Consider the following 24024-nt stretch of genomic DNA (forward strand, 5'->3'; position numbering starts at 1 on the left):
CGGACAACAGCATAAGCTACCGGCCGACCGAGTTCCAATCGCGAGGGCGCTCGGCGCTGGTCAAGCTCTGCAGTCCGTAATAGCCCAATTGCAGGTGGCGCCTGCGCGCATTTAGTCGCTGTAGTCCGGATTTGCCGAACTACAGGCACCTTTTTCGCTTAAGCGCGTAAAAAGGTGCCTTGCAATTGGGCAAAATCGGACAACAGCATAAGCTACCAGCCGACCGAACCCCAATTGCGAGGGCGCTCGGCGCTGCTCAAGCTCTGCAGTCCGGAATAGCCCAATTGCAGGCGGCGCCTGCGCGCATTTAGTCGCTGTAGTCCGGATTTGCCGAACTACAGGCACCTTTTTCGCTTAAGCGCGTAGAAAGGTGCCTTGCAATTGGGCAAAATCGGACTACTGCATAAGCTACCAGCCGACCGAACCCCAATCGCGCGGGCGCTCGGCGCTGGTCAAGCTCTACAGTCCGGAATAGCCTAATTGCAGGCGGCGCCTACGCAATTTGATCGCTGTAGTCCGGATTTGCCGAACTACAGCCCACTTTTTCGCTTAAGCGCGTAGAAAAGTGCCCTGCTACTTGGGTAATTCGGACTACAGCTCGCGCAGCTGCCCTACTTACCCAGCAGCTCGCGCTCCGCTCCCAAACAAGCACCAATCGACATGTCTTCCATATTATTCCTGACGCTAACGACGTAGAAATACAATCCGCTAACGAACGGATATGTTATAATTTGATCACAGCGAACCGGGCATTCGTCCGCTAGATTATACGAAATGGAGAAACGCTCCATGCATGTATCGGTTTTGAAAACCTGGAGTTTGCGCACGAAATTCATGATTATTCTCGTGCTGTTTATTTTATTTCCGCTTATGACTTTTGGCCTACTGTTTTATCAGAGCTCGAAAGACCTCGTGTCGCAGCGCACGGACAAAGAGGGCCAGCAGGTGCTGACGCTCGTGAACCAGAACGTGACCCAACTGCTGAAAGGCTATGAATCCCGCTTGAACGAGATTTATGAGAATGAAGATTTGCTGAAACAGATCAGCCCTTCCTACGAAGGCAAGGCCGAACAGGATGAGGCGAACGACGATTCGGTCAACCGCTTTTTAAGAGATTATTTGCGCAGCAAGGACGACTTGGATTCCGTATATTTGATCACAAATAAACAAACATACTTTGGCGATTTCAAGGGTTCCGAATTTTTCATGGAACAGTACCGCAAGCATGCAAACTGGGAGGACTTTATCTCCCTGGCCAACGGCCGGGCAGTTTGGCTGCCGAGCTATGAGCTCCCGCCGAACCAGTACAACTCGAAGCCATCCCATTATTTTTCGGTGGGCATGCAGATCAAGGATGTGTACGATTCCTTACAAACATTGGGAACGTTAATCGCGAACGTGAAGATTGATGCTTTGGATAAAATTATTAGCAACGTGCAGGTGAGCCCACATAGCGTTCTATTCATTTCCGATCATCAAGGACGAATCATTTGGAATCGCAATCCGGATGCGTATGCCGTCAACTTGTCCAATTATTCATTTTTCACGCAGCTGGATCAGCAGAAAGAGGGACATTTTACGCAGAGCATTAATGACAGCTCCTACAGGGTTACGTTCCTTCGCTCCGACTATAACGGTTGGTACTATTTCTCGTTTGTACCGCAAACGGATTTGAACGCGCAGACGAACGATCTGAAACGTTTTCTAGCAGCCACGCTTATTGCTTTCGGGGCGTTGTTCATTATGCTGGCGGCGTTTACGTCCAATTACATCACAAGACCGCTTCGACAAATGGCTGTGGCGATGAAACAAATTCACAAAGACAACTACGAAATGACAACGCTTACGCCATCTTCGGATGAGATGGGGATGCTGCACTCGGCATTTCTTACGATGAGAGGCAGAATCAATGATCTGATTAAGGAAGTAAGACTCATTTCCAATAAAGAAAAAGAAGCGGAGATCAGGGCGCTGCAGGCGCAGATCAACCCCCATTTTGTCTACAACTCGCTGGATGCGATTAACTGGATGGCGATTGAGAACGATGAGCCCCGGATCAGCCGAATGATTACGTCACTAAGCGATATTATGCGCTATGCGATCAAGCCTGGAGAGCAGCTGGTGTCCATCGACGAGGAGCTGAAATGGGCGCAAAATTATGCGTATTTGCAAGAGATGAGGTTCGAGGACAAGTTCGAGGTTGTGTTCGATGTCCGTCTGGAGGAGCGTTCGTGGAAGGTGCCTCGGCTTATGTTCCAACCGTATTTGGAAAATTCGATCATTCATGGCATGGAAACTGTCGATACCGGCGGGATCATCCGCATTACGGTGCAAAGCATCGGCAGTGAGCAGGAGCCCATGCTGATGGTCATGATTGAAGATAACGGCAGCGGGATTTCACCGGAGAAACTGGAGCAGATCAAGCAGCGCCAAAGCCACGGCATCGGTATTTATAATTTGGACGAGCGATTGAAGATGGAGTATGGACCTCATTACGGGACGTCGATCCAATCGGTATATGGGGAAGGGACGACCATTACCCTAGTTCTGCCTTTTATTCGTTAGATGACGACAGGAGAGATCAGCATGTATAAGGTGTTAGTAGTTGATGACGAACCAAGGGTGCGCCGAGGTCTGACAAGTCTCATTCCGAAGCTGGATAGCGAATGGACGGTAATTGGGGAAGCGAAGAACGGATATGAGGGTCTGGAAGCGGTCAAAAAGGAACTGCCTGATCTGGTGATTACCGATATCCGCATGCCGCATATGAACGGATTGGATCTGCTCAGCCATCTCAAAGAGTATCCGGTGCATGTCGTGATTTTATCCGGCTACGGATATTTTGAATATGCGCAAACGGCGGTGAAATACGGCGCCTTTGACTATTTGTTGAAACCGCTTAAGCCGGAAGATATTCAGTCGGTGCTGCAGCGCGTCAAATCGGCCAGGCAGCAGGCACCGTCCTCCTCGCAGATGGAAGCAGGCGGACCGAACTACTCCAAAATATGGAAGGACTGGCTGCTCGGCCTGCAGGAGGACAAAGAACCGCCGAAGATGCTCAGCCCGCTGTTTCCAGCGGATGCCGCATCCTTCCGGATCATGGTGCTTGAAGTCGATCTCATCGACGAGCTCATCCGTGAGGATCAGTGGGGCGACCGGCAGCTGATACTGTTTGCCGTGCGCAACATTATTCTCGATGTGCCGGGCATGCGGGAGCAGGCGGGGGCACAATTTTTATTCGTCCATGGCGCGCAATTGTTCTTTTTAACGATGCGGCAGACAGATCTCAGGCAGCTGGCCAAGGCTTGCATCGAGGAGGTGCTGAAATGGCTGAAAATATCCATTTCCATCGGCATTAGTGATGAGACTGCCTGCTACACGGAGCTGCCGGAAATTCTCCAACGTGCGCGCCTCGCGCTGCAAAATAAATGGATTTACGGCTGCAGGACGGTCAGCGATTACGATGATTTGAAGCTGGAGGACATCATCGATGTCGGGTATCCGGACAGCTTGGAGACAGAGCTGATCAAAGCTTTGCGCACCGGACAGCATCAAGCTGCTGCGTCTACGCTGGAGCAATTCGTCAACACCGTCAAGCAGAAGAACGTCTCTTTCCGCCTGTTTCGCAGGTTTTGCTTGCAGCTTGTGTCCTCTGTGATCCGCTTAACATACGAGCTGAAAATTTATGACTTGGTGCTAGAACATTTGGACCGGCCTATCGATTTATTTGACCGTAATTTTACGCTCGAAGAGTACGTCGATTTTATGCGCAGCTTGATGGAATCGTGCATCCTTTCGGCTGAATGGAATCGGACGCAAAAGCAGAATCGCACGATTGAGAAGGCGATCGCTTACATGCAAACCAACTATGCGCAGGATATATCGCTGGAGGATGCAGCCAAATCGGTGCAGATGAATCCGAGCTATTTCAGTTCTTATTTTAAGCTGGAAACCGGTAGTTCGTTCGTTGAGTATTTGACGGGGTTGCGGATGGAAAAGGCGAAAACGTTGATGATGGATGCCCAGTTGAGGCTTTATGAAATTGCGCAAATGGTCGGCTATCAGGAAGTGAAATATTTCTCGCGTTTATTTAAGAAAAAAATGGGCGTCACGCCTGCGGAATACCGGCAGTTTTTCTTTCGAAAAGAGGATTGATTCGACATGATGACATTATCAGCGCAAAAGAAAGGCGTCTTTATCGGCAAGCTGCTGCTTTGCTTCTGTCTGAGCAGCTTGCTGATTTCCTGCTCGAATCAGCGGGATCCGAGCGTGCCAGAGTTGGACAAGCTGTTCCACGCATCGGATGATCAGGCTAGCAAGCCTTATGCGCCCAAAAAAGTGCTAAAGCTGTGGTCCTTTCATATCTCGAAGGAGTTCGAGTTCTGGCAGGAACTGGCCAATCAGTATCAGCAGCTGCATCCAGATATCGAGATTAAGGTGCAGTACGTATCCAGCGACGACTATTTTACCGGAGAAAGGCTGCTTTCTTCGTTTGCATCCGGTACGGGGCCGGATCTTTTTTTCGTTTCTTCCCCGATGATTAAGCGCCTCGTCGATGTGAACATGCTGATGCCGCTCACCTCCTATTTCACGCCGGAGATGAAGGACGATTTTTACCCCTCGGCACTGGATGCGGTGACGCTGTACAACAACATTTATGCGGTTCCTATTGAGACGGAGTTAATGGGGTTATTTTACAACAAGGCGATGTTCGAGCAGCAACATGTGCAACCGCCCAAAACGTGGGACGAGATGATGCAAGCTGCCAAAAAGCTGAAATCTTCACGCGTAAGCGGTCTGACGATTGAAACATTCGGCGGTGTGTACCAGAACTTCTCCTGGCTGCCTTTTTTATGGCAGACAGGCGCGGATTTGATCTCGGAGGACGGCAAGCATTCCGGGCTCAAAGGTGCGAAGAGCGAAGCGATGTTTGATTTTTATAGAAGCATGGTGAATCAGGGCTTGATCAATATGCAGCCGTCCCGGCCGGCGACGGATATCGGCATTATGGCAAGCGGGGAGACGGCCATGCAGGTCAGCGGCACGTGGAATATCCGCATGCTGGAGACGCAGTACGCCAACCAGCCGATTGGCGTCGTTCCGCTGCCGACACCGGATGGCGGGAACCATGTCACGATTGCAGGGGGCTGGAAAATTGCTGTAAATTCGCGCAGCGATTATACGAGTGAAGCCGCCAAATTCGTCATGTGGGCCTTTTCCGGTGATCCGAGCATTCCGCTGCGCTGGTGCAGCGATGTGAAATTCGCCTATTCTCCGCGTAAATCCGTGATGGAAGCGGGCAAAGATTATTACCGGGTCGGTCTGAGATCCGTGTTTACGAATGAAATTTTCGGAACGGAGCGGGCTGAACCGCAATTTCCGGAAGAGATCAACCGCACGTTCAACCAGTCTCTGCAAAGCTTGCTGTACAGCCAGCAATCCGGCAAAGAGATTGTTCAGAACATGGATGAGAAGATTGAGCACTTTTTTGCTAAAATCCAAAAATAGTCCCCCCAGCTAAATTATTTCTCGTTATGTCGAGGTCCGCCCCCCCTTTATACTAACGTTGTACACAAAATGAAAGGGGATACAACGGATGAAACTGAGATTGAAAATGGCAGGGGTTGCGGCAGTTAGTGCAGCGTTAGTCTTGCAGCTTGGTTGCGGATCGGCTACGACGACGAATACAGCGACAAGCAGTGCAGCGCCGAAAGCTTCGGAAGCGGCGAAGGACACATCCAAGGATGCGACAGCCGCCAAGAAAGATAAAGTAAAGCTGGCGTTCTGGGATATGCACTCCGATGCCGAGAGCAAGTTCTTCAAAGATTTGGTAGACGAGTACAACAAATCGCAGGACAACGTGCAAATCGAGTATTCGACGTATGATCAGGGCTCTTACACGACGACGAAGCTGCCTACGGGCTTCGCAAGTGGTGAAGGACCGGATATTTATATGATCAGCCCTGGCGATTTCATGAAATTCGCGAAATCCGGCTTGATGAAAGACTTGACGCCTGACTTCCCGGCAGGTGTTAAGGATGATTTCTTGCCAGCTTCTCTGGATGCGGTGACCTACAATGGCAAGGTTATGGCGCTGCCTTTTGAGTTGGAGCTGTTAGGTCTGTACTATAACAAAGAAATGCTGGACAAAGCCGGCGTGCAAGTGCCAAAAACTTGGGATGAACTGCATGACGCTGCGAAAAAGCTGACAACGGATAAAGTGGCAGGCTTGATCATTCCACCGGATAAAGGCCCTTACTTCAACTTTATTTGGTATCCGCTGCTCTGGCAGCAAGGCGGTAACGTCATGACGGCTGATGGCACCAAATCTACGTTCAACACACCTGAGACCGCCAAAGCATTGGATTTCTGGGGCAGCTTCTTCAAAGAAGGCTTGTCACCGAAGAAACTGCAGCTCGGACCTTGGGAAATTGAGAACTTAGGCAATAAAACGGCGGCTATGCAAATCGTCGGCACATGGGCGATCAATGCTACCGAAGACAAGTTCAAAGATGTACCGATCGGTCTCGCACCGCTGCCAACACCACCAGGCGGCAAACCGGCAACGGATGCAGGCGGCTGGAAAATGGCGGTCAACGGTCAAAGCAAGCATGCCGATGAAGCTGCGAAGTTCGTGATGTGGGCTTTCGGTTCCAACGATCTTTCGCATGCTTTGAAATGGGCGACAGAAGTGAAATTCGCCTACTCCCCACGTAAGTCTGTCGTTGAAAAAGGCAAAGACATTTACACGAAAGGGCTGCGCAAAGTGTTCACGGAAGAAATTTACAACTCGGCGATTCCGGAACCTCGCTACCCGTCTGAAGTCGTAGACGCTGTCGGCGATGCGATGCAGTACGTCATGTATGGCAAGATGTCCGGTGCGGACGCAGCCAAGGCGGCCGATGCCAAAATTAACGATATTCTCAGCAAGCAGAAATAACGATCCAACAAGGGGACGGCTAGCTCCGTAATCTGCAGCTTCGTCCCCCTTTCTATATACCGGGGAGGGGTATAATGTGGCTTCAAGACAAAGCAATGCCCGCAGAACGCAAGAGTGGCTAACTGCCTACAGTTTTTTACTTCCCAACATTCTGGGATTGATGACGTTTGTGTTTATACCGATTGTTTATGCGTTCTATGTAAGTTTGCATGATTGGAACGCGCTGTCACCAAAAGTGTTCGTCGGGTTCAAAAATTATGTCACCCTGATGTCTGATGCCGACTGGTGGCACTCCGTATCGAGAACTTTATTGTTCAGTGTCGTTTATGTACCGCTGCTCTTCTGCTTAGCACTGCTTTCGGCGCTGCTGGTGAGCACGTTGCGGGGCAGAGCGGTAGGGGTGGTGCGCACGATGTTCCTGCTGCCATTCGCCATTACTTCGGTCATCTCCGCGATCATTGCGATGTTCTTGCTCGATCCGCGCAACGGCTTGGCGAATCAGCTGCTCGCTGCTGTCGGCATCGGAACGCAGCAATTTCTCGGTTCGCCTACGCAAGCGATGTATTGTGTAATTTTTACGCTATTGTGGATTAACTTGGGCTATAACATGACCATCTTTGTTTCCGCCATCAAAGAAATTCCAAGCGATTACTTTGAGGCTGCGCAAATCGACGGTGCTACCGGCTTTCAGCGCTTCAGACACATTACGTTTCCGCTGCTGCGTGAAACCAATACGTTTATTCTCATCGTGACGACGATCGCTTCCTTCCAGATTTTCGACCAGATTATGGTTATGACCAAAGGCGGTCCGATGGATTCCACGGAAGTCAGCGTTCTGTACATCTTTAAACAAGCTTTTCAAATGCTGAACATGGGATATTCGTCTGCTCTGGCTTTTGTGTTATTCATCATTATTTTTGTGTTATCGATGATCCAGCTCAAATTTTTCTCTTCTAACGATTAGGCGGTGTGACTATGAAAACAATGAATCGATTCGTCCTCCCGTCGGTTTCGGTCCTGATCGGGATCGCGATGATTTTTCCGGTGTATATGCTGTTTATCGGCTCATTCCGTTCGGAAACGCATATCTTTGACATCCAGATCTGGCCGACTGAATTTGCACTTGCGAACTTTATGGAAGCGATCACTTCGTCGCATTTGCTGAGGTCGATTCTGAACTCGGTGATTGTCTCGACAACGGTGACAGTGGTGGCGATGCTGTTCCATGCAATGTCAGGTTACGCGCTGGCCCGATTCCAGTTTCCAGGTAAAAAGCTGATTTTCTCCTGGATGCTCAGTACGCTGATGATTCCATTTGCCGTCATTATGCTTCCGTTATATTTGATTACGAAAAACCTGGGTATGACGAACTCTTTCTCCGGCTTGATTATTCCTGCCATTTTTAACGCTTATGGAATCTTCCTGTTCCGCCAGTTTTACCGGGACTTTCCAAAAGAGCTGGAAGAGGCAGCCTACATAGAAGGGCTATCGCTTGCGGGAACGTTTCTCCGAATCGCGCTGCCGCTGTCCATGCCGATTATCGCCCCGTTAACGATCGGATTTTTCCTTGCCAATTGGAATTCCTATATTTGGCCGCTGATCATTACGCAAAAAGAGACGATGTGGGTGATCCAGGTGCAATTGGCCAATCTGGTCGGCGGTGGCTATGTCACACCATGGAATGTAGTGCTTGCCGCAGCAGTTATCGCCGCACTGCCAACGTTCCTGCTCTTCTTCTTTATGCAGCGCTACCTGGTGGAAGGCATTAAAATGACTGGGATTAAGTAAGGAACAACACTGACAAAAACACGGACAACTGACGACAAGGAGCTGACTTCTACATGTTAGGATCATCATTAAGAGATTTGTACCGTACACGACAAGGCAAGCGCAAAAGAGCGTCCAGCTATGACACGACAGGCGGCAACCGGGATTATTTGACGGTGCAGTCAGGGACTACAGTTGATATATTTGATGTGGAGGGTTCAGGCTGCATTACACACATTTGGATGACGATGGCTCCGCTTAGTGATGCTGCCGTGGAAGAATTTCTGCACCGCAAAGTTGTGCTTCGCATGTATTGGGACGGCGAGGAGAATCCGAGCGTACAGGCGCCGATCGGCGATTTCTTCGGTATGGGCCACGGCATCACGAGAAATTACAGCTCCGCTCCGCTGGCGATGAGTCCGGAGGATGGAAGAGCGCTCAATTGCTTCTTCCCGATGCCTTTTGGCAGCAAGGCGAGAATTGAAGTGGAATCGAATGCCGATCATCCGATCAAGTTTTACTACTACGTGGATTATGAGCAGTATGCGTTTCCGATCGATAGCGAGCTCCGTTTCCATGCGATTTGGCGCCGTGAGCTGACCGACGGCATTGAAGATAACACCTCGAATGCGCTGTATGAATTCGGGGGCAAAAATACGACCGGCGACGGCAACTACGTGATGCTCGATGCGGTCGGCAAAGGCCACTATGTCGGCTGCAACCTGAACATTCATAACCTGCGCATGACGCGCGAGTGGAATTGGTACGGTGAAGGTGACGACATGATCTTCATTGACGGCGAGCCGTGGCCGCCTTCGCTGCATGGCACAGGTATGGAGGATTACTTCAATACGGCTTGGTGTCCGCAGCAGGAATACCATTCCCCATACCATGGCATCATTCTCGGCGGCGGTCCGAACTGGTCGGGCAAAATCTCCGCATACCGCTTCCATATCGAGGATCCGGTCATGTTCGATACCTCCATCCGGGTAACGATAGAGCATGGACATAACAATAACCGCAGTGATGATTACTCGAGCACGGCTTACTGGTATCAGACCGAGCCGCACAAAGATCATCCGATTATTATACCGGTGGCGCAGCGCTTGCCATTGCCTGATATTTTACCGTTTAAAACGGAAGACTTTAAAACGTGTTTTGATTATTGATGTGGCGGCCCCCCGCGAGCGTATCTCCCCGCTGTAGTCCGGAAAAACCCACTTGCAGGTGGGGGCGGGGCGCTTTACAGTGCAGTAGTCCGATTTTGCCGGACTACTGCACTGTTTTTTGCGCTCCCATGCCGCTAAAAGCGCTGCAAGTGGGCAAAAGCGGACTACAGCGCTCCCAGCGCGCTCGTACCACCACGCAATTGGGCAAAAGCGGACTACAGCGCTCCCAGCGCGCTCGTACCACCACCGCAAGTGGGCAAAAGCGGACTACAGCGCTCCCAGCGCGCTTGTACCACCACGCAAGTGGGCAAAAGCGGACTACAGCGCTACCAGCGTGCTCGTACCACCACGCAAGTGGGCAAAAGCGGACTACAGCGCTCCCAGCGCGCTCGTACCACCACGCAAGTGGGCAAAAGCGGACTACAGCGCTCCCAGCGTTCTCGTACCACCACGCAAGTGGGCAAAAGCGAACTACAGCGCTACCAGCGCGCTCGTACCACCACGCAATTGGTCAAAAGCGGACTACAGCGCCGCCAGCACGCTCATACCACCACGCAATTGGGCAAAAGCGGACTACAGCGCTCACAGCGCGCTCGTACCACCACGCAAGTGGGCAAAAGCGGACTACAGCGCTCCCAGCGCGCTTGTACCACCACGCAAGTGGGCAAAAGCGGACCACAGCGCACCGTATCGGGCACCGTCCACCAGCTCTCATTGACGAAACTCGTTGTGCGGGATAAAATTAATGTGATAACGTTAACATATTATACACGTCAACGATTTTAAGTCACGGGAGGATCACTTTTTTGTCCAAATTGACCATCAAAGATATCGCCAGAGAAGCGGGTGTTTCCACGGCGACGATATCGCGCGTTTTGAACAATTCCGGCTATGTCAGTCAGGATGTCAAACAGCAGGTGCTCGAAGTCATCCGCAAATTCAACTATCAGCCCAATGCCATCGCGCGAAGCTTAAAACAAGAAAAGTCTCGCAGCATCGGCATTGTTTTGCCGGATATGACGAACCCTTATTTCATGAAGATTGCGCGCGCCATTCAGCATCGCTGCTTTCAGGAAGGCTATCATTTGCTTTTTGTCGACACCGAAGAGAATCCTGACAAGGAACGAGAAGCGCTCGACTTTCTGACGGAAAAAAGGATCGAAGCACTGATTCTAGCCGGCACCGGCGCGAACCGGGATCAAATCCAAGCCATCAGCGATTCGGGCATTCATGTCATTCTGATCGACCGCCGGTTCTCGAATCTGAAGCTGGATACGGTCACGGAGGATAACATCTATGCGGCGAAGTCGGCCATTGAGTTCCTGCTGGAGAAAAATCATCAGCAGATCGGCATGATTCACGGCCCGCAGTCGATCAGCACGGCGAAGGAAAGAAAGCAAGGCGCGACGCTAGCCCTGCAGGAAGCAGGCATTACGCTGACGCCGGAGCTGGTGTTCGAGGGCGATTATTCCCGCGAATCGGGCATTGCGGCTATCCGCCATTTCTGTGAATTGCCCGAGCGCCCGACCGCTATTTTTTCCACAAACAACGAGATGACGTTCGGCATTTATTTGGGCCTGCAGGAAATGGGTATTCCGCTTGACAGCATAGAGATTGTATCTTTTGGCAATCTCGAATTTTCCTCGCTTTTTGAACATCAACTCACGGTCATCATGCAAAATCCTCAAGAGCTCGGCGATACGGCGGGAGACTTGTTAATTCGTCGTTTAAGCGGAGGGGAAGAGGTGGAGGCGCCGCAAAACCGCATCCTAATGCCGCGTCTCATACAGCTGTCGCCTTAAACGAAGTGGCAGCTTGTTTTTTAGGAGATATGTAAACGATAACATATTTCGACAAAGCCAAATCAGAGGAGGACCAAGACAATGAAAGCTCTTGTGATCGAAGCACCTTTTCAAGCGAAAATAAAAGACATCCCGTATCCGGTTCCCGGTCCGGGAGAAGTCACTATTGCCGTGCGCAACATCGGAATTTGCGGGACGGACATTCACATTTATCGCGGTGAATTTATTTCACCATACCCGATCGTGCCCGGGCATGAATTTTCCGGCGTGATTCATTCGGTCGGAGAAGGGGTCGAGGACTTTACGGAAGGAGATCGCGTCAGCGCGGATCCATCGCTGTTTTGCGGCAGCTGCCCGTACTGCAAGACGGGCAAAGGGAATCAGTGCGCCCGCTGGGGGGCACTTGGCAACACGGTTGACGGCAGCATGGCCGAATATGTTCGTGTGCCAGCCGCCAACGTGGTGAAAATACCCGACAGCATGTCCTTCGCTGAAGCGGCTTTTATTGAGCCAATGGCCTGCGTGGTCCATGCGATGAACAGGCTGCAGGTGAAGGCTGGCGATACGGCGATTCTATTTGGCGCCGGCGCGATGGGGCAGCAGCTGATCCAAACGCTTGCGCACTCAGGCGTCTCCGAGCTCGTCGTCGTCGATGTATCTCCTGCGAAGCTGGAGATGGCACTGAAGCGCGGTGCGACGCGGTGCATCCTGAGCGAGGAAGCGGAAATAGCCGCCGACCGGCTGCATCATCCGCAGGGTTATGATATCGTTGTCGATGCAACGGGCATCCCTGCTGTTATTGAGCTTGCGCTGACGTTCATGGGCAAGGGGGCCAAATACTTGCAGTTTGGCGTGACGCCAAAAGACGCTGAAATCAAGGTAGATCCTTTTCAGCTGTACAATAAGGATTGGACGCTGCTCGGCTCGATGGCGATTAACAACACCTTTTTACCGGCTTATCAGTGGATCCAATCGGGTCGAATCGACGTCAAGCCGCTCATTTCCAGGGAAATATCGTTGGAAGAGACGATCGCATTTTTGCAAGGTCCGAGGGACCCGGGAGAGTTTAAAGTGCAGATCAAAATTTAAGGATTCGAGAATCCTGAGTAAACGGTTACACACAGTTGAATGACGTCCCCTAGTTGAGTAAATAGGCAAATTGTTTTATGATACGTTAACAACGAGCCAATTGAAGGGACGCCGCACATGGACTTCAAAAAGTATAAAACATTCCAGGTAGTTGCAGATACGCTGAATTTGACCCGGGCCGCTGATCAGCTAGGCTATTCGCAGCCGACGATCACCCTCCAGCTGCAGTCACTGGAAAGCGAGTTAGGCGTGACCTTGTTTAACCGCGTCGGCAAAAAAACGTTTTTGACGCCTGCGGGCAAGCTGGTCAAAGGTTACATTGACCAAACCTTCTCACTGCTGGACGAGATGGAGCAGGAGCTCAGGAAACTCGATAGTCCGCACGGTCTATTGACGGTGGCAGCTCCTGAATTTTACTGTACCCAATATTTGTCGCTCATTATTCATTCTTATATCACTCAGAATCCGCAAGTGAAACTGCAACTTTTTTCCTGTGACAGCAATGAGGCGATGAAAAAGGTGGCGTCAAACGAAGCCGATTTGGCTATCATCGCAGGCCCATGCGATTCGCCAATTATGGATTCTTTACCGCTGGGCAAAGAAGATCTCGTCCTGGTAACGACGCAAGAGCTCTATCTTGCTCATGATACGGCAACGCTGCTCGCGCAGTATCCGTTTATCACTTACAAGTCCGGCTCGAACATTCAACGGCTGGTCAACGAATGTTTAGAGGAGTATGGATTCGTGCTGGACCATTGTATCGAATGTGTATCGGATGAAACGATCAAACGGACCGTTTTGCATCATACAGGCATTGCCTTGCTCGGCTCCGCGCTTGTTGAAGAAGAACTGCGCAAGGGAACGTTGGCCGAGATTCATCGTTTTCCAGGCATCATAGAAACCTCAATGGTCATCCTCAAAAACCGGCTGGAAGAAAAAAACATCCACTCCTTCGCTGAAATTGTCAAACGCATATGGACAGAAATGTAAAAAAGCGTTCCTTCGCTGCTGCGGAGGAGCGTTTTTTTGTGCCACAGTCATTGATAATTGAATATTCAGTATTATATTTTTCAATTGTTATGATTGGAACTTTCAATTTTTCCATCGAAAATCCCCATGATACAATGACGATATCACAGGAGATAGAAAGAGGTGCGGTAGATGAAAGCGCTTAAGAGCAACCGGATTTCGATGATCGGTGTCCCTTTACAATACGGAGCAGACCGCATAGGTGTAGACATGGGCCCCAATGCAATTCGCGGCTCGAACGTCCAAGCCAGACTGGAATCTCTTGGGTATCAAATTCATGATTTAGGCGATATACATGTAAATAGAACGATAGAGCCATACCAGACCGGCGAAAAGCTGAAGTATTTAAAAGAAATTATTTCGGTAAATAGTCAATTGTGCGAAAAGGTTTCTGCCGAAATGGGAAAAGGGAATTTCCCGCTCGTTCTTGGCGGTGATCACAGCATTGCCATCGGCACGATCAAAGGTGTGCTGCAGCATGTCAGCAGGCTTGGCGTCATCTGGTTTGATGCGCATACGGATGTGAACACGCATGAGACGACCTTCTCAGGGAACATTCACGGCATGTCCTTGGCAGTCGCACTCGGATTCGGACACCCGGATCTCGTAGCTATCGGCGGGTTAGAAGCGAAGCTGAGACCAGAAAACGTGGTCATCATCGGAGCGCGTTCCATCGATCGGGGCGAGCGAACATTTTTGAAGGAACAAGGGATTCGCGTCTTCACGATGCACGACATTGACCGCTTTGGCATGAAGCAGGTCATGGAAGAGGCACTCGCAATCGTCACCAACGGAACCGATGGCGTCCATCTAAGCCTTGATCTGGATGGCATGGATCCGAATGAAGCACCCGGCGTAGGCACACCGGTTTCAGGTGGCCTGTCTTACCGGGAAAGCCATTTTGCGATGGAAATGCTGTATGAACGGGACTGCCTCGTATCGGCGGAATTCGTGGAAGTGAACCCGATGCTCGATCAAAACAATAAAACGGCGAATACCGCAGTGGAGCTGATTGGTTCCGTGTTCGGGGAACGGATTTTATAATTGAGGGAGTGTAGCGCTATGAACGGAACGACTAAAATTATTGCACAAACAGAGCGATTCGGGGCCCATAACTATCATCCGCTGCCAATCGTCATTTCGCGGGCTGAAGGCGTGTGGGTTGAAGATCCTGAGGGCAACCGCTTTATGGATATGCTGAGCGCTTACTCAGCTCTTAATCACGGACATCGTCATCCGAAAATCATTCAGGCGCTCAAAGATCAAGCGGACAAAGTCACTTTGACATCGCGTGCTTTTCATAATGATCAGCTGGGTGAATTTTACGAGAAGCTTTCTGCTTTAACTGGTAAAAGCATGATTCTGCCGATGAACACCGGAGCTGAAGCCGTAGAGACGGCGCTCAAGGCGGTTCGGCGCTGGGCTTATCAGGTGAAAGGCGTATCTGCGGATCAAGCGGAGATCATCGTCTGTGACGGGAATTTCCACGGTCGGACGATTACCGTTACATCGTTCTCTTCCTCGGATGAATACAAGATGGGCTTCGGACCGTTTACGCCAGGATTCACAATCATTCCTTACGGTGATCTGGAAGCATTGAATCAAGCGATTACACCGAATACGGCCGCTTTCTTGGTGGAGCCGATTCAAGGCGAAGCCGGAATTGTCATTCCTACGGACGGCTTCCTGAAAAAAGCGTATCAACTGTGCAAGGCAAATGATGTGCTTTTTGTGGCGGATGAGATTCAGACCGGATTCGGGAGAACGGGCAAGTTATTCGCTTGCGATTGGGAGGATGTACTCCCTGACGTCTATATCATGGGCAAAGCGCTTGGCGGCGGTGTATTTCCGATCTCAGCGGTTGCGGCGGACGAGGAAATCTTAGGCGTTTTCAACCCTGGCTCGCACGGTTCGACGTTCGGGGGCAACCCGCTAGGCTGTGCTGTAGCAATTGCCGCTTTAGAGGTGCTGGAGGAAGAAAAATTGACGGAGCGCTCGCTGGAGCTCGGAGCGTATTTCATCGACAAGCTGAGAGTGTTGGATAGTCCGCAAATCAAAGAGGTGCGTGGCCGCGGCTTATTTATTGGTGTTGAACTTCACACCATGGCACGCCCTTACTGTGAGAAGCTGAAAGATCTGGGCATCTTGTGCAAAGAGACCCATGACACAACGATTCGTTTTGCACCTCCGCTAACGATCACCAAAGAACAACTGGACTGGGCGGTTGAACGTATCCAGCAAGTATTTTAGGAGGTTGAACGGGTACATGACGAACGATAAACAAGTCAACATCATTCAAGTCCCATTCGGACTTGGATCAGGTCGCCCTGGCACGGAAACGGGGCCCGACAGCATGATGCAAGCCGGGTTGCTTCGCCAGTTGAGAAAAACGGCCAACATCATTTCTTGTGAAAATAAAGTACGGAGTCCGCGGCCATCCGCGGGGAACGGAATCGATAGTTCAACGAAGCACCTGCCTGAAGTCCTGGAAATGAGTACGCATGTTGCCAGGCATGTATCGCAAGCTGTGGGCAGCGGCGCAGTGCCGGTTGTTTTGGGCGGTGATCACAGTGTAACGATTGGCGTTTTGGCAGGACTCACGGCAAACTTTCGGAATATGGGCGTCATTTATTTTGATGCGCATGCTGGTCTTAGTACCGAGGATACGAGTCCAACGGGCCACTGGAACGGAATGCCGCTGGCCGTAGCGCTCGGCAGGACCCGCCTGCAGTTAAATGATATTGCCGAGCAAGCGATTGCGGTTAATAAGGAGAATGTCGTGCTCATCGGGGTTCGGGACGTCGAGCCGGCGGAGCGCGAGCTTTTGCTGGCAGAGGGGATTGCCTGCTTCACGATGCATGAAATCGACCGGATGGGCATTGAGAATGTGATTAAAAAAGCGCTGGATATCGCCGGAAACGGAACCGACGGTATACATGTCAGCTTCGATGCGGACTGCCTTGATCCGCTGGAAGCGCCGGGCGTCGGTATGCCGGTTCCAGGCGGCCTAACCTACCGTGAGGCGCACTTTGCCTGTGAGCTATTGGCGGAATCAAGCAAAATCACATCCATCGACATGGTGGAAGTCAACTCCGTGTTGGACGAAAGCCGCCGTACTGCGCGCCTCGCAGTCGGTCTCATCGCTTCCCTGCTCGGCAAGCGGATCATATAACATAATGCTGCGGCGTACCGCGTCGCCGATGGAGCTTGCCCTATAGGCAGCTCCTTTTTTGTGCACGATCCCCTTCGCTCTGAAGCAGGGTAAAGGTGTGTGCTTGGGAATCTAGTCACTATCCCATTAACTCAGAAGTTGGGTAAAAGTGGAAAGGTGATCTGAGCACTGTCCCTTTCGCTCAGAAGCAGGGTAAACGTGTGTGTTTGAGAATCTAGTCACTATCCCATTAGCTCAGAAGTTGGGTAAAAGTGGAGAGGTGATCTGAGCACGATCCCTTTCGCTTAGAAGCAGGGTAAAGGTGTGTGCTTGGGAATCTAGTCACTATCCCATTAACTCAGAAGTTGGGCAAAAGTGGAGAGTTGATCTGAGCACTATCCCTTTCGCTCGGAAGCAGGGTAAACGTGTGTGCTTGGGAATCTAGTCACTATCACATTAGCTCAGAAGTTGGGTGAAAGTGGAAGGGTGATCTGAGTACTATCCCTTTCGCTCAGAAGCAGGGTAAACGTGTGTGTTTGAGAATCTAGTCACTATCCCATTAACTCAGAAGTTGGGCAAAAGTGGAGAGTTGATCTGAGGACGATCCTTTTCGCTCAGAAAATGAACAAACTCTTTCTACCGCAAAAGAGTATCGTCTGAGCCAAGGGGATAGTGGTCAGAAAGGAGCATCACCGATACTGAGCCAAGGGGATAGTGGTCAGAAAGGAGCGTCACCGATACTGAGCCAAGGGGATAGTGATCAGAAAGGAGCATCACCAATACTGTGCCAAGGGGATAGTGATCAGAAGGGAGCATCACCAATACTGAGCCAAGGGGATAGTGATCAGAAAGGAGCATCACCGATACTGAGTGAGCCAAGGGGATAGTGGTCAGAAAGGAGCGTCACCGATACTGAGCCAAAGGGATAGTGATCAGAAGGGAGCATCTCCGATACTGAGCCAAGGGGATAGTGGTTAGAAGGGAGCATCACCAATACTGAGCCAAGGGGATAGTGGTCAGAAAGTAGCGTTACCGATACTGAGCCAAGGGGATAGTGGTCAGAAAGGAGCATCACCGAAGCTGAGCCAAGGGGATAGTGATCAGAGTAAGCAATGCCCCGAACTGAATCAAGTGGAAAATATGCTAAAAGGGTGCATACCGAAGAATGCACCCTTCTTTTTTTCGCTACTCCATTTGATTCTCTTTCATCTTGTTGTAAAGCGTTCCGCGGGAAATTCCCAGCAGCTTGGCTGCTGCGCTTTTGTTGCCGGCGGTTTTGGCGAGCGCCTCTTGAATAAGGCCGATTTCGTCATCTTGCGTAATTTTTGGCTTAGGTTCTCCCGAAGCATTGTCGGGGTAGACCAGACGTGGCTGCTGCTCCTGCAAAGCGGGAGGCAGGTGATCGAGCGTAATCATATCGTCGTCGCTCAAGATGACGCAGCGCTCTACAACATTGCGCAGCTCCTGCAGGTTGCCAGGCCAGTCATAATTCGTAAAGGCCAAAATCACTTCCGGCGAAAGCGTCGGGAGCGGTTTTTGGTATTGCAGGGACAGCTGTTTTAAATACATTTGCAGCATGGCTGGGATGTCTTCGATCCGCTCGCGTAAGGGCGGGATTCGTAAAGTGATTACGTTGAGCGCGTAGTACAAATCGGGACGGAACTCCTGCTTTTCCACCAAGGTGGCCAAATCCTGCGTCGATGCTGCGATCAAACGGGTACGAACGGCAATAGGCGTGTTTCCGCCAGTTCGCACCACGAGTTGTTGATTCATATAGTCGTACAACTTCGCTTGAAGATCCAAGGAAAGCCTGTCAATTTCGTTCAAAAAGAGCGTACCATCCTTCGCCAGCTCCAATTTGCCAGGCTGCCCGGAGGAATTGCCGGTGAATGCGCCGCCCTGGAAGCCGAACAGCTCGGTTTCGAGCAACCCCGCGGGCACAATGCCGCAATTAACCGCTAAAAAGGGCCGTTCCGACCGCGGGCTCGCATTATGAATAATTTGCGCAAGCTGTTCTTTGCCAGCGCCTGTTTCACCTATTAAGAGGACGGGCGTTTCGGTTGCAGCCGCTTTTTTGGCCCATTGGACGACTTTGCCGATAGCAGGCCCTTTGCCTTTTATAAAAGAAAAAAGATCTTCCGTGTTCACTTTTACTTGGCCATCGAACGTTTGAGTCGTTAGTTGTTCATTTAGCCGAACTAGCTGAGTAATATCTTGCTCGGTCGCGATTCCGCCGATGATTTGACCTTGCGCATCCTGGATCGGTGAGGCATTGATCAATACGTGCGTTTCCGGCCGAGGTCGGTGATACGTGTTGCGGATCATGCGTCCTTCGTCGAGAATTTTGAGCACCATGAGCGTCTCCTGCTCGAAATGCTCGCCGATTCGTCGACCAAGGATTTCACTCTGCGGCAAATTATAAAGATCCTCGGCCACTTGGTTCCAGCAAATGACTTCGCCGTTACGATCGACGACGGTAACAGCATCCGTGACCGTCTCAGCTAAAGCGGTGAAGTAGGATTCCCACCGTTGCTGCTCTCTAATGGCATACTGCAGCAGTGCTGATACGTAGCTAAACCCGCGAATATTCCCGTCCTCATCCTTGATTAGGAGCGGGCGGTTCGTATGAACCGGCAGATGCTGCAGGATCGCATCCAGGGCGGGCAGTTCGTCCGTATAAGGAACAATCGGCGATAACCAGTGCAAATGGGCATCTAAAAAAGAGCCGACAGTAGCAGCCGCATCGCGCTTCAGGTTAGCCAAGTCTTCCATTGTAAATAAGCAGGCTCCGCGGCTTGTTGCCACGAGCACATCTCGTTCTTTTTCAATAGTAGAAAAAAGTTCTTCCAGAGTTGCATCAACCGAGATCTGAGCGAAAACGGTGTTCAACGGGAACTGTTCTTGTTTGAACATATTTTAACCTCGTTCATATAGCATTCGTTCGTTTTAATTTACCATGAAAGATAAGGGGATTCAACACGATTCATGTGCCCCACGAATATCCTAGGAAGATAACCAGTTAAGCTGTTTATGGCGATTGTACAAGGAATGAAAAGGTTTTCATGTCTATTTTGTCCGAAAAAGGTGTTTTGTAAACAAGTACTGTTCAAAATTTTGTCCATAGTGTATAATCAAATCATAAATTAAACAACATTGTATAATTCCGATGGGGGAATCACACATATGGAAATGATGCTGAGAAACATGTTTCAAGCATTAGGCAAAAGCCGCTCGGCCAACCGTTTGGCCAAGAAATACGGATTACGGTTTGGCGCAGCGCGTTTCGTAGCCGGAGAAACTATTAAACAGTCGATTGATGCCGTACGTGCACTCAATGCAGATGGCCGGATTGCAACGCTGGATCACCTGGGAGAGTTTGTGTTCAGCGAAGCTGAAGCCAGGGAATCCGCGGATATGTGCATTCAGACGCTGGATGCAATTGCAACCTCGGGAGTTAAATCCAATCTCTCCTTGAAGATGACTTCATTGGGTCTCGATATAAGCAAAGAGTTGTGCATGAGCAATATGCGACGGATTTTGGACCGGGCACGTCAGTACGGCAATTTTGTACGCATCGATATGGAAGATTACGCCCACTGTCAGATTTCCTTAGACATTTATCGTGAGCTCCGCCAGGAATATGACAATGTTGGTATCGTTATTCAAGCCTACTTGTACAGAACTGTTCAAGACATCGAAGATTTGAACACGCTTAAAGCCAACTTACGTTTGGTTAAGGGTGCTTACAAAGAATCCCCTCAAGTCGCATTCCCTGAGAAGAAGGATGTTGACGATAATTACAAAAAAATCATTGAAATGCATTTGCTCAATGGCAATTACACCGCTGTAGCCAGTCACGATGAAGCGATTATTAACTATACGAAGCAATTGGTTAAAGCGAAGGGCATTGCTAAAGACCGGTTCGAATTCCAAATGCTGTACGGCATCTGCGAGGAGCTGCAAAAGCAATTGGTCGCAGAAGGGTACCGCGTGCGCGTCTATGTGCCTTATGGTGTGGATTGGTTTGGGTATTTCATGAGACGGTTAGCAGAACGTCCAGCGAATGTCTGGTTTGTTCTTAAAAATATGTTTAAATAAAATTCCGAAACTTGAGAGGAGCAATAACATGACAACTTTTACAAAAATCAGCCCTTATACGAATGAGCCGTTTACAGACTTCACGAAAGAAGACAACGTAAAAGCGATGCAGGCGGCAATCGCCAAAGTGAAAGCGGAATTAGGCCGCGAATACCCGCTGTATATCGGTGCGGAGAAAGTTTTTACGGATGCGAAAATTACTTCCATCAACCCTGGTCATGTAGATGAAGTCATCGGTTATGTCAGCAAAGCCGATCAAGCTTTGGCGGAAAAGGCCATGCAAGTTGCTCTCGAGACGTTCGAGACTTGGAAGAAAGTTCCTGCTAGAGAGCGCGCGGAATATTTGTTCAAAGCGGCGAAGCTGATGCGCGAGCGCAAGCACGAGTTCTCTGCGTTGATGCTTTTGGAATCCGGCAAAAACTATGTGGAAGCAGACGTCGATACGGCGGAAGCGATCGACTTCATGGAGTTCTACGCGCGTGAAATGATCCGCTTGAGCGAAATCAACGAAACGCAGCCGCTTGCCAAAATCGCCGGCGAAGACAACAGCATCTCCTATATCCCGCTCGGAGTAGGCGTCATTATTCCGCCATGGAACTTCCCGCTGGCGATCTGCGTAGGGATGACAACGGCGGCCGTCGTTTCCGGCAACACCGTACTGCTGAAGCCGGCGTCGACGACGCCGATCATCGCACACAAGTTTGTTGCCTTGATGCAAGAAGTCGGCCTGCCGGCAGGCGTTATCAACTTCATCCCTGGCAGCGGCGCTGAAGTTGGCGATTACTTGACGACCCACCCGAAAACCCGGTTCATCAGCTTCACCGGCTCCAAAGAAGTGGGTCTGCGCATTAACAAATTAGCCGCGGACACCGCGCCAGGGCAAATTTGGATCAAGCGCGTCGTCGCCGAAATGGGCGGCAAAGACGGCATCGTCGTTGACGAAACGGCTGACCTGGATGCAGCTGCTGCTGCGATTGTCGCCTCGGCGTTCGGCTTCCAAGGACAAAAATGCTCCGCAGGGTCCAGAGCGATTATTGTTGAATCCGTCTACGATGAAGTCGCTGAGAAAGTAGTCGCTTTGACGAATAAACTGGCTGTGGGCTTGCCAGAGGATAATTTTGCGTCCGGTCCGGTTATTGACAGCACGTCTTATCATCGTATTTTGGACTATATCGAAGTTGGTAAACAAGAAGGTACATTGCTGGCAGGCGGCGGCAAAGCGGAAGGCAACGGATACTACATCCAGCCGACGGTGTTCGGCGATGTCAGCGGCAAAGCGCGGATCATGCAAGAGGAAATCTTCGGGCCAGTGCTTGCGCTCGCTAAAGCGAAGGATTGGCAAGAAGCTATTGCGATGTACAACGATACGGAGTTCGGTTTGACAGGTTCTTACTATTCCACAGACGAGGAGCGTATTGCTGAGGCGCTGGAATCGGTACATTGCGGCAACTTGTACATCAACCGCAAATGCACTGGCGCGCTGGTCGGCGTACACCCATTCGGCGGATTCAATATGTCCGGTACAGATTCCAAAGCAGGCGGCTACGATTACTTGCTGCTCTTTACGCAAGCGAAATTGAGATCCCGCAAAATATAATCGCCATATGACGAAGCAGTCCCGCCAAAATGAAGTGACCCCTTAAAGTTAGACAAATATTTTATGCAACCTGTTGGGCGTGAGCACGGTATTGTACCGGGCTCATGCCTTTTAATTTTGATTTGATGCGTTTGTGATTGTAGTAATCAATGTATCGTGCTAGTTCTAGCTTAAAGTGATCTACACTTTCAAATTCATTAAGATAAAGAAACTCCGACTTCATAATGCCAAAGAAGTTCTCCATCACCGCGTTATCGTAACAATTTCCTTTGCGTGACATGCTTTGGGTAATTCCTTGTTTCTTCAAAGCATGTTGATACGGCTTCATCTGGTAGTGCCAGCCTTGATCCGAATGTAGGAGGAGTTCATCCTCTTCGGATAAGCGTTTAAAGGCCTTATCTAGCATCTCAGAGACTAAGGAATAAGTAGGGCGGGGCCCTACTGTGTAAGTGATAATTTCACCGTTAAACAAGTCCAAAACAGGTGATAAGTACAGCTTTTCTCCAAATAGCTTAAATTCCGTAATATCGGTAACCCATTTCTCATTTGGTTTTTCCGCGTGAAAATTACGATTGAGTACGTTAGGTGCAATTTTACCTACTGTTCCTTTATGGGAACGATATTTCTTCATACGCACCACTGATTTCAAGCCTAATTCTTTCATGATACGCTGCACTTTTTTATGATTAACCCGATGTCCCCGATTATATAGTTCATCACGGATACGACGATAGCCATAACGTCCTTGATGTTCGATGTAAATGGATCGAATAAGGAGTTTTAGATCTTTGTCTAGATCGGGCTTATTCAACTGCTTTACCCAGTAGTAAAAGGTACTACGAGGGATGTCAGCAAACGCTAGCAATGCAACCACCGGGAATTCAAGCCTTAATTCATAGACTACTTGTGCTTTGTCTTGTTTGGTGATTTTTCCTTGTTTTGAACTAAGGCATTCAACTTTTTTAGATAGGTATTTTCCATACGCAAACGTTCTATTTCTGCTTTCAGAGCTTCAACTGAACCCTCCGCAGGTTCTAGTTTTTTCGAATTGTTCTCTTTCTTATTTGTCATAAGTGGGCGCCCCTTTTTCTTTGATTTCAGGGCGTCCTTTCCATCTTCATTAAATTGATTGCGCCATTTTCTAATGATCCCAGGGGAGGAAATATTAAAAATGACAGCAGCTTCATTTGGAGACGTCCCATGCTCGTTCATATAGTTGAGTACGTCTAGTTTAAATGACATGCTGTAAGCTGTATAGCTCTTTTCAAAAGCTTTTACCCCGTGATATTCGTATTGCCTAACCCACATACGTAAAACTTCATGGTTTATCCCTAATGATTTTGCAACGCTTTTAATTCCTTCCGTACCATTCTGATACTTAA

At 49.9% G+C, this 24024-nt stretch carries 17 protein-coding genes; 15 read left to right on the forward strand and 2 right to left on the reverse strand.

What is annotated here, in order from left to right:
- Positions 1 to 789 precede the first annotated feature (789 nt).
- The 13 genes from O9139_RS03730 (at position 790) to rocF (O9139_RS03790) (ending at position 16968) form a co-directional block, all read left to right on the forward strand.
- Positions 790 to 2565 carry a cache domain-containing sensor histidine kinase gene (locus O9139_RS03730; protein WP_270878109.1) on the forward strand — a complete coding sequence of 592 codons (1776 nt, stop codon included), beginning with the start codon at positions 790 to 792 and terminating at the stop codon, positions 2563 to 2565.
- Between the two features lie 21 nt (positions 2566 to 2586).
- Entirely contained in the window at positions 2587 to 4155 is a 1569-nt protein-coding gene (locus O9139_RS03735) for a response regulator transcription factor (protein ID WP_270878110.1), read from the forward strand.
- Between the two features lie 6 nt (positions 4156 to 4161).
- Positions 4162 to 5508, forward strand: coding sequence for an ABC transporter substrate-binding protein (locus O9139_RS03740; protein ID WP_270878111.1), 1347 nt, complete (start codon positions 4162 to 4164; stop codon positions 5506 to 5508).
- Positions 5509 to 5596: 88 nt separating this feature from the next.
- A complete protein-coding gene (locus O9139_RS03745) occupies positions 5597 to 6940 on the forward strand; it encodes an ABC transporter substrate-binding protein (protein ID WP_270878112.1) in 1344 nt (447 codons plus the stop codon).
- A 76-nt stretch (positions 6941 to 7016) separates the two neighbouring features.
- Positions 7017 to 7904 (forward strand): carbohydrate ABC transporter permease, encoded by an 888-nt coding sequence (locus tag O9139_RS03750; protein ID WP_270878113.1) that lies wholly within the window; start codon positions 7017 to 7019, stop codon positions 7902 to 7904.
- Positions 7905 to 7915: 11 nt separating this feature from the next.
- On the forward strand, positions 7916 to 8728 hold the full coding sequence (locus tag O9139_RS03755) for a carbohydrate ABC transporter permease (RefSeq protein WP_270878114.1): 813 nt from the start codon (positions 7916 to 7918) through the stop codon (positions 8726 to 8728).
- A gap of 53 nt (positions 8729 to 8781) precedes the next feature.
- Positions 8782 to 9876: a glycoside hydrolase family 172 protein gene (locus O9139_RS03760; RefSeq protein WP_270878115.1), complete on the forward strand. Its 1095-nt coding sequence runs from the start codon at positions 8782 to 8784 to the stop codon at positions 9874 to 9876.
- A gap of 806 nt (positions 9877 to 10682) precedes the next feature.
- Positions 10683 to 11678: a LacI family DNA-binding transcriptional regulator gene (locus O9139_RS03765; protein WP_270878116.1), complete on the forward strand. Its 996-nt coding sequence runs from the start codon at positions 10683 to 10685 to the stop codon at positions 11676 to 11678.
- Positions 11679 to 11759: 81 nt separating this feature from the next.
- Positions 11760 to 12767: a zinc-dependent alcohol dehydrogenase family protein gene (locus O9139_RS03770; RefSeq protein ID WP_270878117.1), complete on the forward strand. Its 1008-nt coding sequence runs from the start codon at positions 11760 to 11762 to the stop codon at positions 12765 to 12767.
- A 117-nt stretch (positions 12768 to 12884) separates the two neighbouring features.
- Positions 12885 to 13757, forward strand: a complete 873-nt coding sequence (locus O9139_RS03775) for a LysR family transcriptional regulator (protein ID WP_270878118.1) — start codon at positions 12885 to 12887, stop codon at positions 13755 to 13757.
- A 171-nt stretch (positions 13758 to 13928) separates the two neighbouring features.
- A complete protein-coding gene (rocF, locus tag O9139_RS03780) occupies positions 13929 to 14840 on the forward strand; it encodes an arginase (RefSeq protein WP_270878119.1) in 912 nt (303 codons plus the stop codon).
- A gap of 18 nt (positions 14841 to 14858) precedes the next feature.
- Positions 14859 to 16046 carry an ornithine--oxo-acid transaminase gene (locus O9139_RS03785; protein WP_270878120.1) on the forward strand — a complete coding sequence of 396 codons (1188 nt, stop codon included), beginning with the start codon at positions 14859 to 14861 and terminating at the stop codon, positions 16044 to 16046.
- Positions 16047 to 16062: 16 nt separating this feature from the next.
- Entirely contained in the window at positions 16063 to 16968 is a 906-nt protein-coding gene (rocF, locus tag O9139_RS03790; protein ID WP_270878121.1) for an arginase, read from the forward strand.
- Positions 16969 to 18132: 1164 nt separating this feature from the next.
- Here the strand turns inward: rocF (O9139_RS03790) and O9139_RS03795 are convergent.
- Positions 18133 to 19860 carry a sigma-54 interaction domain-containing protein gene (locus O9139_RS03795; RefSeq protein WP_270878122.1) on the reverse strand — a complete coding sequence of 576 codons (1728 nt, stop codon included), beginning with the start codon at positions 19858 to 19860 and terminating at the stop codon, positions 18133 to 18135.
- 270 nt (positions 19861 to 20130) lie between these two features.
- Between O9139_RS03795 and O9139_RS03800 the strand changes: the two genes are divergently transcribed.
- Together O9139_RS03800 and pruA are read left to right on the forward strand one after the other, a co-directional pair.
- On the forward strand, positions 20131 to 21045 hold the full coding sequence (locus tag O9139_RS03800) for a proline dehydrogenase (RefSeq protein WP_270878123.1): 915 nt from the start codon (positions 20131 to 20133) through the stop codon (positions 21043 to 21045).
- Between the two features lie 28 nt (positions 21046 to 21073).
- Positions 21074 to 22642 carry an L-glutamate gamma-semialdehyde dehydrogenase gene (gene pruA, locus O9139_RS03805; RefSeq protein WP_270878124.1) on the forward strand — a complete coding sequence of 523 codons (1569 nt, stop codon included), beginning with the start codon at positions 21074 to 21076 and terminating at the stop codon, positions 22640 to 22642.
- Positions 22643 to 22703: 61 nt separating this feature from the next.
- On the opposite strand, the gene O9139_RS03810 is transcribed toward pruA, so the two are convergent.
- A protein-coding gene (locus O9139_RS03810) for an IS3 family transposase (protein ID WP_270877922.1) occupies positions 22704 to 24024 on the reverse strand; the annotation gives its coding sequence in 2 pieces (ribosomal slippage) (positions 22704 to 23608 and positions 23608 to 24024; 1322 coding nt annotated over the 2 pieces). This gene is flagged as partial in the annotation.

It is taken from the genome of Paenibacillus aestuarii (assembly GCF_027789125.1).
Lineage (GTDB): Bacteria > Bacillota > Bacilli > Paenibacillales > NBRC-103111 > Paenibacillus_E > Paenibacillus_E aestuarii.